Source organism: Micromonospora sp. CA-259024, assembly GCF_050936255.1.
GTDB lineage: Bacteria > Actinomycetota > Actinomycetes > Mycobacteriales > Micromonosporaceae > Micromonospora.
The window spans coordinates 94576-107522 of record NZ_JBNJND010000001.1 but is presented as its reverse complement, the minus strand read 5'-3'; the positions used below and the strand labels follow the sequence as shown (position 1 = coordinate 107522).

Here is a 12947-nt window from a genome sequence, read left to right as displayed (position 1 = left end):
GGCGGGATGTCGGCTACGTCACGCCGACCGGTACGATCGGCGGGCAGCTACGAGGTGGAACCGGAGTGCCGGAATGAGCGATCGTCTTTGCACCGTCCTGCTCTACAGCGACGACCCACAGGTCCGTGATCGGATGCGGTTGGCCGTCGGCACCCGGCCCGCGCCCGGGCTGCAGATCGAGTTCGTCGACGCGTCGACCTACGCGGAGACCATCCGACTGGTCGACGACTACGAGATCGACCTGCTGGTGCTCGACGGTGAGGCCAGCCCGGGCGGTGGCATCGGCATCGCCCGGCAGATCAAGGACGACCGGGACGACGCTCCCCCGACCTGTCTGGTGATCGCCCGCGCCGCCGACCGATGGCTCGCCGCGTACGCCGAGGTCGACGCGACGCTGGTGCACCCGCTCGACCCGGTGACCACCGGCAGCACGGTGGCCGAGCTGCTGCGGACGCACGCACCCGCCTGACGTCCTCCAGCTCTCCGGCACCGTCACGGCGCCGGACCAGTCGGCGCCGGTTCCAGCCCACCCGCACTTCGCACGCTCGGGAGGCCCGCCATGGGCGATCGGACCTGGCCGCACCTGCTCAACTCGCTGCTGCGCGGCGAGGAGCTGTCCACCGCCGACACCGCCTGGGCGATGGGCGAGATCATGGCCGGCTCGGCGGGCGCCGCGCAGGTCGCCGGCTTCGCGGTGGCGCTGCGGGCCAAGGGTGAGACGTCGGCCGAGCTTGCTGGGCTGGTGGAGACGATGTTGAGCCGGGCGGTTCCGGTCGACCTCCCGGACGAGCTGCGCTCCACCGCGCTGGACGTGGTGGGCACCGGCGGTGACCTCGCCCACACGGTCAACATCTCCACCATGGCCGCTCTGGTGGTGGCCGGCGCCGGCGTCCGGGTGGTCAAGCACGGCAACCGGGCTGCCTCGTCCTCCTGCGGCACGGCCGACCTCCTGGAGTTCCTCGGCGTCCCGCTCGACCTCGATCCGGATGCGATCGTCCGCTGCGTCACCGAGGCTGGCATCGGGTTCTGCTTCGCGGCCCGGTTCCACCCGGGGATGCGGCACACCGGCCCGGTCCGACGGGAGCTGGGCGTGCCCACCGTCTTCAACTTCCTCGGCCCGCTGACCAACCCGGCCCGCCCCCGCGCCGGCGCCGTCGGCTGCTTCGACTCGCGGATGGCCCCGGTGATGGCCGGCGTGTTCGCCGCCCGCGGTGACTCCGTCCTGGTGATGCGCGGCGAGGACGGTCTGGACGAGTTCACCACGTCCGCGCCGACCCGAGTCTGGGCGGCCCAGGGCGGCACCGTACGTGAGGCTGTGCTGGACGCGACGGACCTGGGGGTACCCAGGTCCACCCTCGGGGACCTGCGGGGCGGTGACGCCGCGTACAACGCGGGCGTGGCCCGTCGCCTGCTGGCCGGCGAGACGGGCCCGGTCCGGGACGCGGTGCTCGTCAACGCCGCCGCGGCGCTGGCCACCCAGGGCCCGCTCGACGGCGACCTGACCGAGGCGCTGCGTGCCGGCCTGGACCGCGCGGCCGAGTCGATCGACTCCGGTGCGGCCGCCGCGACCCTCGACCGCTGGATCGAGACCGCCACCACCGTCTGACCCCACCACGGCGGCCTGCCTCGCCGCCGGCCCAGCGACGCCCGCGCCTCGGGGTGTGATCCACTCGGATTCCTTGAATCCGTGGTGTCCGGCTGGCCCGGATACCCCGACTTCAATGATGACGAGTGGGTCATGCCCGATTGCCTGCGAACGGGCGGCGGTGGGCGGATGTGTCGGACCCGTCTGGGAAACTACAGCTGAGTAGTTCTCCGCTTCCGTCCGTGCGTCGCTGTCGCATGCCGGAGGCGGTTCGCCTGGAGTGAGTTCGTCTGAAGTGAGGAGACGCCCGTGTCGCACCGCGAGCTCTACTGCGATGTCTGCGAGGGCGTGGCACCGTTCGAGGCACCGCCCTGCGTCGACGGTCACGGCACCGACTGTCCCGAGCTGATCTGCATCGACTGCGGCTCCGCCGTGGTGGTCGCCCCGTTCGCCCTCCCGGTCACCTGGCTGGCCGAGCGCCGACGCCCTCAGCCCACCCGCCGCCACGCGGCCTGAGCGCCACCCGGCCCGACCCAGCGCCGCCCAACCCGGCGCCACCCAACCCGGCCCGGCCCCGCGCACACCACATGGCCCGGCACCGCGCGGCCGGGGATACGACGAAGGCCCGCTCCCCCGGGGGAACGGGCCTTCGTGGCGTACGGATCGGTCGCGACGGCGACCTGGCGGATCAGTGCTCGGCGGTGCGCCGGGTGCCCGAGTAGTACTCGAACAGCAGCCCGCAGGCGGCGAAAACGACCGCCACCAGACCGGCGCCGATCAGCCAGTACTGCCAGAACACCATGCCCAGCGCGGCGAGCGCGGCGGCGAGCGCCAGACCGAACGGCCAGTAGCTACCCGGGCTGAAGAAGCCGACCTCACCGGCGCCGTCGGAGATCTCCGCGTCCGCGCGGTCCTCCGGACGCAGGTCGATCCGGCGGGAGACGAACCAGAAGAAGCCACCGCACATCGAGCAGAGCAGGAAGGACAGCAGCAGGGCAACGGTGCCCACCCACTCGACGCCGCCGGCCTCACCGTGCGTCCAGGCACCGTAGAGGACGGTGGCACCGAGGAGGAACCCGGCGATGATGAGGAAGATACGCCACTCGGTCTTCATGCGGCTGCCTCAGCTTCCCGTGCCGGCCGGAGCGCTGTCCGGGTTGAAGTTGCTCTGCGTCCGCCGGGTGTCGAACGGCCGCGTGGTCTCCGCGTACGGCTGCTCACCGATCTGGGCGAGCGCGTCCTGGGTGGACTTGCCGCCCTGCTTGGCCGCCAGGAACTGGTCGTACTTCTCCGGCGAGACCACCCGCAGCTCGAAGTTCATGAATGCGTGGTAACTGCCGCACAGCTCGGCGCAACGCCCGACGTAGGCACCCTCGGCGTTCAGGCTGGAGACCTCGAACACGTTGCGGATGTTGCCCGGCATGACGTCCCGCTTGAACAGCAGCTCCGGCACCCAGAACGAGTGGATGACGTCGCGGCTGGTCTCCTCGAACCGGATGGACCGGTTGGTCGGCAGCACCAGCACCGGGATGACCTCGCTGGTGCCGAGGGTCGACGCGGTGGTGCGGGCGTCCGGACCCTGGCCGTCGCGGTAGTTGAACTGCCAGTTCCACTTGAAGGCGACGACCTCGACCGTGACGTCCGGGTTCTTCGACAACTTGTCGACGTCGGTCTGCACGATCGCCGTGTAGTAGAAGAGCACGGAGACGATCAGGATCGGCGCGATGGTGTAGAGGAACTCCATCGGCATGTTGTAGCGGGTCTGCACCGGCAGCGCGTTGCCACGCTTGCGGTAGCGCACGACGCACCAGAAGATCAGGCCCCACACGAAGACGCCGACCGCGAGCGCGGCGACGCAGGAGGCGATCCACAGGTCGTACATCCGCCGGGACTCCGGCGATATGCCGCCCTGCGGCCAGCCGAAGCCGTCAAAGGTCTGACCCACATCACAGCCCGTGAGCAGGACCAGCAGCGCCACGCCACCGAGACCGAGCCCGGCCAAGCGACCAGCACCACGCCCCCGGCGTCCACCGACCCCTGGGGAAGCGCTGTGCCGTACGGCCGACGGCCGTACCTCCGAACTCCTTGCGACCACCTGGTCCTGCCTCCCTAGCGCGCCGCGGTGCGTCTTTCCTCGGCACCGACGGCAAAGGCGTCACCGACGGTCGCAGATTACTCGACCATGACGGACTCGACCGTGGTGGGGTCACTGTCCGCCCCCCATCGGGGGGATCCTGGGCATACCGCCGCGATAGCGTAGGGATCCGTGAGTGCGAGGAGTGAGCCGGGGTTGCGAGCCCCGCAGTCGCGAACAAAGGCGGTCCCGTGAGTGCATCCCCGGTCTACCTGGACGCGGCGACCGCCGCGCCGATGCATCCGGTCGCCCGGCAGGCGCTGCTGGCCGCACTCGACGATGGCTGGGCCGACCCGGGCAAGCTCTACACCCAGGCCCGCCGGGCACGGCAACTGCTCGACGCCGCCCGGGAGGCCACCGCGCTGACGCTCGGCGTCCGCGCCGACGAGGTGTCCTTCACCCCCAGCGGCACGACCGCGGCCCACGGCGCGGTGCTCGGCGGCCTCGCGGGGCGGCGTCGGATCGGGTCGACGCTGGTGCACTCGGCGATCGAACACTCGGCGGTGCTGCACGCCGCGGAGCGGCACGTCGCGGCGGGCGGAACCGCTACTCCGGTGCCGGTCGACCGGTTGGGCCGACTGGACCTGGCCGCGTGGTCGGCCGCCGTCCGTGCCCCCGGGGTGGCGCTGGCCGCGCTGATCACCGCCAGTCACGAGGTGGGCACCGTGCAACCGGTCGTCGAGGCGGCGGCCACCTGCGCCGACGTGGGGGTGCCGCTCTACGTGGACGCGGCGCAGTCGGTCGGCCGGGTACCCCTACCGGCCGGCTGGTCCGTACTCACCGCGAGCGCCCACAAGTGGGGCGGCCCACCCGGGGTGGGGGTGCTGGCGGTCCGCAAGAGCACCCGCTGGGAGTCACCGTGGCCGGCCGACGAGCGGGAGGGTGGGCGTACCCCCGGCGTGGTGAACCTGCCCGCGGTGGTGGCGGCGGCGGCGAGCCTGCGGGCGGCGGCGGCCGACGCGGCGGCCGAGGCGACCCGGCTGGGCCCGCTGGTGGACCGGATCCGGGCACGGGTCACGGCGGAGGTGCCCGACGTGGAGGTGGTCGGCGACCCGGTGCTGCGGCTCCCCCACCTGGTCACCTTCTCGTGCCTGTACGTCGACGGCGAAGCGCTGCTGCACGCACTGGACCGGCGGGGCTTCGCCGTGTCGTCCGGCTCGTCCTGCACCTCGTCCACGCTTCGCCCGTCACACGTGTTGGAGGCGATGGGGGTGCTCTCGCACGGCAACGTGCGGGTCAGCCTGCACCGGGAGACGACCGAGGCGGACGTCGAGCGGTTCCTCAGCGAGCTGCCCGGGATCGTCGCCGAGCTGCGCGCCGAGGCCGGGGTGGTGGGGCTGTGACGATGCCGGACGAGGTGATCGACTGCCGGGGGCAGCGCTGCCCGCTGCCCGTGATCGCGGCGGCCCGCCGGCTGCCGCAGGTGCCGGTGGGCACGGTGGTCCGGGTGCTCGCCGACGACCCGGCGGCGGCCGTCGACATTCCCGCCTGGTGCCGGATGCGCGGCCAGGAGTTCGTCGGGTCGGTCAACGGCCCCGACGGCCCCGCCTACGACGTCCGCCGCTCACACTGACGCCATCGCTCACCCCACCCCACCCCGCCGATCTTGCAGTTTCTGGCTGGACAAGAACACACAAAAGCCGCAGAACGGCGACAGAAAGTGCAAGATCGCGAGGGCGGGGGGTGGAGGTGGGGCGGGGTGGGGTTCGGTTACGAGAGGTGGGGGCGGATCTCGTCCGCCGCGCTGTCGCCGTAGGACTCGGCCAGACGCTTGACGAACAGGTCGCGGCGGACCTCGTACTCCTGAGTCCCGACCGTTTCCAGGACCAGGGTGGCGAGCAGCGAGCCGACCTGCGCGGCACGCTCCAGGCTGACCCCCCAGGAGAGCGCGGTGAAGAAGCCGGCCCGGAAACCGTCGCCGACCCCGGTCGGGTCGACCGCCCGGATCTCCCGCGCGATCGGTACGTGGATCGGGTCGGTGCCACGAGCGGCGATCTCCACGCCGTGCTTGCCCAGCGTGGTGACCCGCACCTTGACCAGGTCCAGCAGTTGGTCGTCGCTGAGCCCGGCCTTGCTCTGCAACAGCGACTTCTCGTAGTCGTTGGTCATCAGGTACTCGGCGCCTTCGATCAGCGCCACCACGTCCTCGCCACCCATCCGGGCGAGCTGCTGGGACGGGTCGGCGGCGAACGCGTACCCGCGCGTGCGGCACTCGGCCGAATGCCGCAGCATCGCCTCGGGGTCGTTGGCGCTGACCAGCACCAGGTCCAGTCCGCCGAGCCGCTCGGCGACCGGGGCGAGCTCGATGTTGCGCGCCTCGCTCATCGCGCCGGCGTAGAACGACGCGATCTGGCACATGTCCGTGTCGGTGGTGCAGACGAACCGGGCGGTGTGCGCCACCTCGCTGATGTGCACCGATTCGCAGTCCACGCCGTGGCGCTCCAGCCAGGAGCGGTAGTCGGCGAAGTCCGCCCCCACCGCGCCGAGCAGCACCGGGCGCAGGCCGAGCTGCCCCATGCCGAAGGAGATGTTCGCCGCCACTCCGCCGCGACGGAGCACCAGGTCGTCCACCAGGAAGGAGAGGGACACCTTGTGCAGCTGATCGGCGATGAGCTGGTCGGCGAAGCGACCGGGAAAGCTCATCAGGTGATCGGTGGCGATCGAGCCGGTGACGGCGATCTTCATGTCAACCCTCGGGGTCGGGAGCAGGGCGCGGTCAGCCTACCGGCCCGGCACATTGACGGTGACGGGTCGGTCGGACAACGGCGTACGACCCGCCGGGGCCACCGCGGGACCGCTCCCAAGCGACACGACGACGGGGCCGTCCCGAAGGACGGCCCCGTCGTCGTTGCTGTGTGGCGTGACTCAGTTGAACGAGTCACCGCAGGCGCAGGAGTTGCCCGCGTTGGGGTTGTCGATGGTGAAGCCCTGGGCGTCGATCCGGTCGGCGAAGTCGATCGTCGCGCCGGAAAGGTACGGAGCGCTCATCCGGTCGACGACGACCTCGACACCACCGAAATCGGTGACGACATCACCGTCGAGCGAACGCTCGTCGAAGAAGAGCTGGTACCGCAGGCCGGAGCAGCCACCCGGCTGCACCGCGACCCGGAGCCGCAGGTCGTCGCGGCCCTCCTGCTCGATCAGAGCCTTGACCTTCTGCGCCGCGACGTCGGTGAGGACGACGGAAGTAGGGGCCTGGGCCTCGGTCGACTCGGTCTGCGCTGGCGTGGTCACGTGGAAGTCTCCCTGCGCGGTTTGGGTCCGGACGCACTGGCCAACGCCGCGCGCCGTCCAGTGATTCCCGGTTGTGGTCCTTTCCCGATCGTACGCCGCCCCGGCCGGGCTCACCCGCGTGGCGTGACCCCCGCCGCAGGTCGGCCCGGTCGTACGGGTCGCCGGGCGGCCGGAACGCTCAGCGGCTCCACTGCCGGGCCAGCCGGGCGCCCAGCTCGCGTAGCCCCTCCGCGGGCCGGCTCAGCGCGGCGTCGAGCCCGCCGCTCTCCTCGCCGCCGAAGTGCTCGACCAGGCTGTACGCGTCGGTCACCCCGGCCGAGGCGGCCTCCCGCCGGCCGGTGCTCACCTGCCCGGCGACCACCACGCAGGGGACCCCCCGGTCGCGGGCGGCGCCGGCCACCCCGGCGACCACCTTGCCGCGCAGCGACTGGTGGTCGAACGACCCCTCACCGGTGATCACCAGGTCGGCGGTGTCCAGTGCGGCGTCCAGTCGGGTGGCTCGGGTGACGAGGCCGATTCCCGACTCGCAGCCGCCGCCCAGCGCGAGGAGCGCCGCGCCGATGCCGCCGGCGGCCCCGCCCCCGGGCAGCACGCCGAGCCCCGCCGGGCAGCCGGGGAGGTCCCGCTCCAGCACCGCCGCGAAACGCTCCAGCGCGGCGTCGAGCAACAACACGTCAGCGCGGTCGGCGCCCTTCTGCGGGCCGAACACGTTGCTCGCGCCGTGCAGGCCGAGCAGCGGGTTGTCCACGTCGGTGGCCGCGACCAGCCGGACGCCCCGCAGCCGGGGCGCGCCGTCCAACGCGTCGACCGCGGCGAGTGCCGCCCCGCCGTACGGCAGCGCGGCGCCGCCCGGGTCGAGCGGGGTCACGCCCAGCGCGGCCAGCATTCCGGCTCCGGCGTCGTTGGTGGCGGAGCCGCCCAGCCCGATCACCACCGTCCTGGCACCGCTCTCCGCCGCGGCGGCCACCAACAGGCCCAGCCCGTACGAGGTGGTGGTCTTCGGGTCACGCTCGGCCGCGGAGAGCAGGTGCAGCCCACACGCCTGGGCGCTCTCCAGGTAGGCGGTCGCGCCATCGGGGGTGAGCAGGATCTCACCGGACGCCGGCCGGCCCAGCGGGTCGACCGTCGACACCGGTACCCGCCGGCCGCCGAGGGCCTCGGCGAGCACCTCCACGAACCCGGGCCCGCCGTCGGCGAGCGGCCGGATCAGGAGATCGTCACCGTCGGTGACGGTGCGCCAGCCGGCGGCCACCGCGGCGGCCACCTCCGGCGCGGGCAGGGTGCCGGCGAACTTGTCCGGGCAGAGCAGCACGCGCATGTCGAGCAGTGTGGCAGCCCACATCGAGGCAAGCCGCGTCGCGCTCGCGCTGTGGGACCATGGGCTACGTGACTTCGACCTGGGTGGAACCTTCCAACACGGCGACGGCTCTGCTGCTGCTCGGCCGGGGCAGCGACCCCGACACCGAGCGCGGCGTCGAGTGTCCGGGCGATCTGCCGGCGCCCAGCGATCCTGATCTGGTGGCTCGTGCCACGGCCGCGAAGGCGAAGCTGGGGAGCAAGGTCTTCGTGTTGGGGCACCACTACCAGCGCGACGAGGTGATCCAGTTCGCCGACGTGACCGGCGACTCGTTCAAGCTGGCCCGGGAGGCCGCGGCCCGTCCGGACGCGGAGTACATCGTCTTCTGCGGTGTGCACTTCATGGCCGAGAGCGCCGACATCCTCACCACCGACGCCCAGCGGGTGATCCTTCCCGACCTCGCGGCGGGCTGCTCGATGGCGGACATGGCGGTCCTGGACCAGGTCGAGGCCGCGTGGGACACGCTGACCGAGCTGGGCATCGCCGGCGAGACCGTGCCGGTGACGTACATGAACTCCTCGGCCGACATCAAGGGCTTCGTGGGTCGCAACGGTGGCGTGGTCTGCACCTCCTCCAACGCCAAGCGGGCTCTGGACTGGGCGTTCGAGCAGGGCTCGAAGGTGCTCTTCCTGCCCGATCAGCACCTGGGCCGTAACACGGCGGTGCTGGAGATGGGCCTGTCGCTGGACGACTGCGTGCTCTACGACCCGCACAAGCCCGGTGGCGGGCTCACGCCGGAGCAGCTGCGCGACGCCAAGATGATCCTCTGGCGGGGGCACTGCTCGGTGCACGGCCGGTTCACGCTGGACAGCGTCAACGACGTGCGGGAGCGGGTGCCCGGGGTGAACGTCCTGGTCCACCCGGAGTGCCGGCACGAGGTGGTCACCGCCGCCGACTACGTCGGCTCGACCGAGTACATCATCAAGGCCATCGAGGCGGCTCCGGCCGGCTCGGCGTGGGCGGTGGGCACCGAGCTGAACCTGGTCCGCCGGCTGGCGCTGGCACACCCGGACAAGCAGGTCATGTTCCTGGACAAGGCCGTCTGCTACTGCTCGACGATGAACCGGATCGATCTTCCGCACCTGGTCTGGGCGCTTGAGGAGCTGGTCGCGGGTCGGGTGGTCAACCAGATCACGGTGGATGCGGACACCGCGCACCACGCCCGGGTCGCGCTGGACCAGATGCTCGCCCTGCCCGGCGCGGACACCCCGCCGCCGGCGGCGTCCTGATCACGATCCGTAGCGCTCTTGGTACGCAAAAGTGCCGGATCACCGATTAATGCCACACACGCCGATGTGACCGAGTCCTTTTCCGTCACCGAGGGCTATGCTGCCGGAGCGACGACACACGCGGGCCGTTTCGACATGGCCGCATCCGGGGTAGCGACAACGTTCATGCTCCCCACCATCAACACGGCAGCACCGACGCGCTGGAGGTTGCGTTGACCGACGACGTCCTGGTCGTGCACGGAGGCACTCCGCTTGAAGGGCGGATCCGCGTGCGCGGCGCGAAGAACCTGGTTTCGAAGGCGATGGTCGCCGCGCTGCTCGGCGACAGCCCGAGCCGGTTGTTCGACGTGCCGAAGATCCGCGACGTCGAGGTGGTCCGGGGTCTACTCGGCCTGCACGGCGTCAAGGTCACCGACGGCACCGAGGACGGCGAGCTCGTCTTCGACCCCGCGAACGTGGAAAGCGCCAGCACCGACCAGATCAACGTGCACGCCGGTTCCAGCCGGATCCCGATCCTGTTCTGCGGCCCGCTGCTGCACCGGCTCGGGCACGCGTTCATCCCGGATCTGGGCGGCTGCCACATCGGCCCGCGCCCGATCGACTTCCACCTCCAGGCGCTGCGAGAGTTCGGCGCCACGGTCGACAAGCGGCCGGAGGGTCTGCACCTGTCCGCGCCGAACGGGCTGCACGGCACCAAGTTCGCCCTGCCGTACCCGAGCGTCGGCGCCACCGAGCAGGTGCTGCTGACCGCGGTGATGGCCGAGGGCGTCACCGAGCTGCGCAACGCGGCGGTGGAGCCGGAGATCATCGACCTGATCTGCATCCTGCAGAAGATGGGCGCGATCATCAAGGTCCACACCGACCGGGTGATCGAGATCCAGGGCGTGCCGAAGCTGCACGGCTACACCCACCGGCCGATCCCGGACCGGATCGAGGCGGCGAGCTGGGCGGCCGCCGCGCTGGCCACCCGGGGTGACGTCGAGGTGCTCGGCGCGCAGCAGGCCGACATGATGACCTTCCTGAACGTCTTCCGCTCGGTCGGCGGCGAGTACGAGGTCACCGACGCGCGTGCGCCGAAGCTGGGAGACCCGGGCCAGGAGGGCGGTATCCGCTTCTGGCACCCGGGCGGCGAGCTGAACGCGGTGGCGCTGGAGACCGACGTGCACCCCGGCTTCATGACCGACTGGCAGCAACCACTGGTCGTGGCGCTCACCCAGGCCCGTGGCCTGTCGATCGTCCACGAGACGGTCTACGAGCAGCGGCTGGGCTACACCGAGGCACTGAACTCGATGGGCGCCAACATCCAGGTCTACCGGGACTGCCTCGGCGGCACCCCGTGCCGCTTCGGCCGGCGCAACTTCAAGCACTCGGCGGTGATCGCCGGGCCGAGCAAGCTGCACGCCGCCGACCTGGTCATCCCGGACCTGCGGGCCGGTTTCAGCCACCTGATCGCGGCGCTCGCGGCCGAGGGCACCTCCCGGGTGTATGGCGTCGACCTGATCAACCGGGGCTACGAGGACTTCGAGGCGAAGCTCGCCGACCTGGGCGCGCACGCCGAGCGTCCGTAACCTCGGTCACCCTTCGTTCGGCTACGACGGCTCCAGGTCGCGCGCTGCGACCTGGAGCCGTCGGCCTGTTGCACCGCGATGTGCACCGGGCGCGGACCGTTGGCTACCCTTGCCGCGTGCCGTCGCTCTTTCGCCGCAAGTCCACCGACCTCGTCGACGAGGCCGTCTCCTCGGTGACCCCCGAAGAGACCGCCGAGCGTCCCCGGGGTTACACCCCGGCCAAGGGTCGGGAGACGCCGAAGCGGCCGACCGCCGGCCGCCGCCCGGCCGGCCCTACCCGCCCCCTCACGAAGGAGGAGGAGCGGGAGCGTCGCCGGCAACTGCGCGCCGAGGCCGCGTCGGAGTTCCGCCGCGAGGGCGGCCCCCGCGACCGCGGCCCGGAGCGGCTGCTGGCCCGCAACGTGGTCGACTCCCGGCGTACCGTCGGCACCTGGTTCTTCGGCGGTGCGCTGATCGTGCTGATCGGGTCCAACGCGGCCATGCCGCCGCTGGTTCGGTTGATCTCCAACGTGCTCTGGGGCGCGTTGGCACTGGGCGTCGTCATCGACTCGGTGCTGATCTGTCGCAAGATCAGCAAGCTGGTCCGGGAGCGCTTCCCGAAGACCGATCAGCGGATGGGCTCGCTCTTCCTCTACGCGGTCATGCGGTCGATCACCTTCCGGCGGATGCGCGCCCCGGCCCCCCAGGTCAAGCTCGGCGACAAGGTCTGACCCCACCAGGGCACCCCGGCCCAACGGCACGGTCAGTGGACCTGCCGGCACCGGCGGCAATCATGGCCACGCCGAGGGCACGCAGGTCGCGAAGGCGTCCGGACGCACGGTGTTCGTTGTACCGTCCCAATGGATCATCTCGCTGAACAGGTTGTCGCTGTTCGTCAGCCCGAACGTTGATCCAATGGGAGCGAACGCATGCCTCCGGAACCGGCTGCCCCGTTGGTCACCATCGCCGCCGCCCTGCGCCGGGAGCGGGAACGCGTCGGCATCTCGCTGAGCGAACTCGCCCGCCGGGCGGGGGTGGCCGAGTCCACCCTCTCCCAACTGGAGTCGGGCACCGGCAACCCGAGCGTGGAGACGCTCTGGGCGGTGGGCGTGGCACTCGGCGTGCCGTTCAGCCGACTGGTGGAGCCGGCCGACGAGGGCGTACGGGTGATCCGGGCGGGCGACGGGCCCCAGGTCCGCTCCGAGCAGGCCGACTTCACCGGGACTCTGCTCAGCGCCGGTGCGGCGCACCTGCGTCGCGACGTCTACCTGATCGAGCTGGAGCCGGGCGCGGTCCGAGCCACGGACGGGCACACCCCCCGCAGCGTCGAGCACGTGGTGGTCGCCGCCGGCCGACTGCGGGTCGGCGCCGAGACGGGTCCGGTCGAACTCGGCCCCGGCGACTACGCCGCGTTCCCCGGTGACACCCCGCACCGCTACGAAGCGCTCGCCCCCGGCACGTTCGCCGTCCTCATCATGGAACATCCCTGACCGAGGTCGGCGGTCCCGCCCGGGGCCTGACGGTCTTCGCGTGCGGTATGGTCGGAGACCAGATTCTGTTATAGGGCCAAATGTCCGAAACCAATGGGATAACGTTTGCGCCGGTGGGCGGCGCCACAGTGGCGTTGAGCGAGCCCTCGCCGTTACCCTCCATCCGCAGCCACGCGCCCTGCTGGAGCGGGCGACCTGACCGGCACGCGAGGCCCCAGCGCGACAATTTGCAACGAGGTGACAACGCCGTGAGCGAGCGGACGCGAGCCGGCCACCGGGGCGTGGCAGGCGGCGACCGGACGCCCGGCGGTCACCCGACGACGGCTGCGGAAAGCTCACCTCCGGCGGGGATCGGCCGAGCGGCCGGGTGT

At 71.6% G+C, this 12947-nt stretch carries 14 protein-coding genes; 9 read left to right on the top strand and 5 right to left on the bottom strand.

The window, feature by feature from the left end; all coding sequences use genetic code 11:
* Positions 1-73: 73 nt before the first annotated feature.
* The 3 genes from ACQEUX_RS00510 to ACQEUX_RS00500 all read left to right on the top strand — a co-directional run bounded on the left by ACQEUX_RS00510 (position 74) and on the right by ACQEUX_RS00500 (position 2101).
* Positions 74-469, top strand: coding sequence for a hypothetical protein (locus ACQEUX_RS00510; RefSeq protein ID WP_007463197.1), 396 nt, complete (start codon positions 74-76; stop codon positions 467-469).
* A gap of 90 nt (positions 470-559) precedes the next feature.
* Positions 560-1606 (top strand): anthranilate phosphoribosyltransferase, encoded by a 1047-nt coding sequence (gene trpD, locus ACQEUX_RS00505; protein ID WP_433039627.1) that lies wholly within the window; start codon positions 560-562, stop codon positions 1604-1606.
* Positions 1607-1894: 288 nt separating this feature from the next.
* Complete coding sequence (locus ACQEUX_RS00500; RefSeq protein WP_433039625.1) at positions 1895-2101, top strand: hypothetical protein; 207 nt, start codon at positions 1895-1897, stop codon at positions 2099-2101.
* A gap of 172 nt (positions 2102-2273) precedes the next feature.
* Here the strand turns inward: ACQEUX_RS00500 and ACQEUX_RS00495 are convergent, their stop codons facing one another.
* Both ACQEUX_RS00495 and ctaC read right to left on the bottom strand, forming a co-directional pair.
* Positions 2274-2699: a cytochrome c oxidase subunit 4 gene (locus ACQEUX_RS00495; protein ID WP_433039623.1), complete on the bottom strand. Its 426-nt coding sequence runs from the start codon at positions 2697-2699 to the stop codon at positions 2274-2276.
* A 9-nt stretch (positions 2700-2708) separates the two neighbouring features.
* The gene (ctaC, locus tag ACQEUX_RS00490) at positions 2709-3680 is read right to left on the bottom strand and encodes an aa3-type cytochrome oxidase subunit II (RefSeq protein WP_433039621.1); all 972 of its coding nucleotides are present in this window, start codon (positions 3678-3680) and stop codon (positions 2709-2711) included.
* 230 nt (positions 3681-3910) lie between these two features.
* Here ctaC and ACQEUX_RS00485 point away from each other — a divergent pair, with 230 nt between their 5' ends.
* Positions 3911-5062, top strand: coding sequence for a cysteine desulfurase family protein (locus ACQEUX_RS00485; protein ID WP_433039619.1), 1152 nt, complete (start codon positions 3911-3913; stop codon positions 5060-5062).
* Positions 5059-5292: a sulfurtransferase TusA family protein gene (locus ACQEUX_RS00480; RefSeq protein ID WP_433039617.1), complete on the top strand. Its 234-nt coding sequence runs from the start codon at positions 5059-5061 to the stop codon at positions 5290-5292. Before ACQEUX_RS00485 ends, ACQEUX_RS00480 begins: the two co-directional genes overlap by 4 nt.
* Positions 5293-5429: 137 nt before the next feature.
* On the opposite strand, the gene ACQEUX_RS00475 is transcribed toward ACQEUX_RS00480, so the two are convergent.
* The 3 genes from ACQEUX_RS00475 to ACQEUX_RS00465 form a co-directional block, all read right to left on the bottom strand.
* Positions 5430-6404 carry a carbohydrate kinase family protein gene (locus tag ACQEUX_RS00475; RefSeq protein WP_433039615.1) on the bottom strand — a complete coding sequence of 325 codons (975 nt, stop codon included), beginning with the start codon at positions 6402-6404 and terminating at the stop codon, positions 5430-5432.
* A gap of 180 nt (positions 6405-6584) precedes the next feature.
* Complete coding sequence (gene erpA / locus ACQEUX_RS00470) at positions 6585-6953, bottom strand: iron-sulfur cluster insertion protein ErpA (protein ID WP_007463211.1); 369 nt, start codon at positions 6951-6953, stop codon at positions 6585-6587.
* 178 nt (positions 6954-7131) lie between these two features.
* On the bottom strand, positions 7132-8295 hold the full coding sequence (locus tag ACQEUX_RS00465) for a glycerate kinase family protein (RefSeq protein ID WP_433039613.1): 1164 nt from the start codon (positions 8293-8295) through the stop codon (positions 7132-7134).
* A gap of 44 nt (positions 8296-8339) precedes the next feature.
* Here ACQEUX_RS00465 and nadA point away from each other — a divergent pair, with 44 nt between their 5' ends.
* From nadA to ACQEUX_RS00445, 4 genes are all read left to right on the top strand, one after another.
* Complete coding sequence (gene nadA, locus ACQEUX_RS00460; RefSeq protein WP_433039611.1) at positions 8340-9539, top strand: quinolinate synthase NadA; 1200 nt, start codon at positions 8340-8342, stop codon at positions 9537-9539.
* A 212-nt stretch (positions 9540-9751) separates the two neighbouring features.
* Complete coding sequence (gene murA / locus ACQEUX_RS00455; RefSeq protein WP_433039609.1) at positions 9752-11107, top strand: UDP-N-acetylglucosamine 1-carboxyvinyltransferase; 1356 nt, start codon at positions 9752-9754, stop codon at positions 11105-11107.
* A 116-nt stretch (positions 11108-11223) separates the two neighbouring features.
* Positions 11224-11817 (top strand): DUF3043 domain-containing protein, encoded by a 594-nt coding sequence (locus ACQEUX_RS00450; protein WP_433039607.1) that lies wholly within the window; start codon positions 11224-11226, stop codon positions 11815-11817.
* A gap of 198 nt (positions 11818-12015) precedes the next feature.
* Positions 12016-12576: a helix-turn-helix domain-containing protein gene (locus tag ACQEUX_RS00445; protein ID WP_433039605.1), complete on the top strand. Its 561-nt coding sequence runs from the start codon at positions 12016-12018 to the stop codon at positions 12574-12576.
* Positions 12577-12947 lie beyond the last annotated feature (371 nt).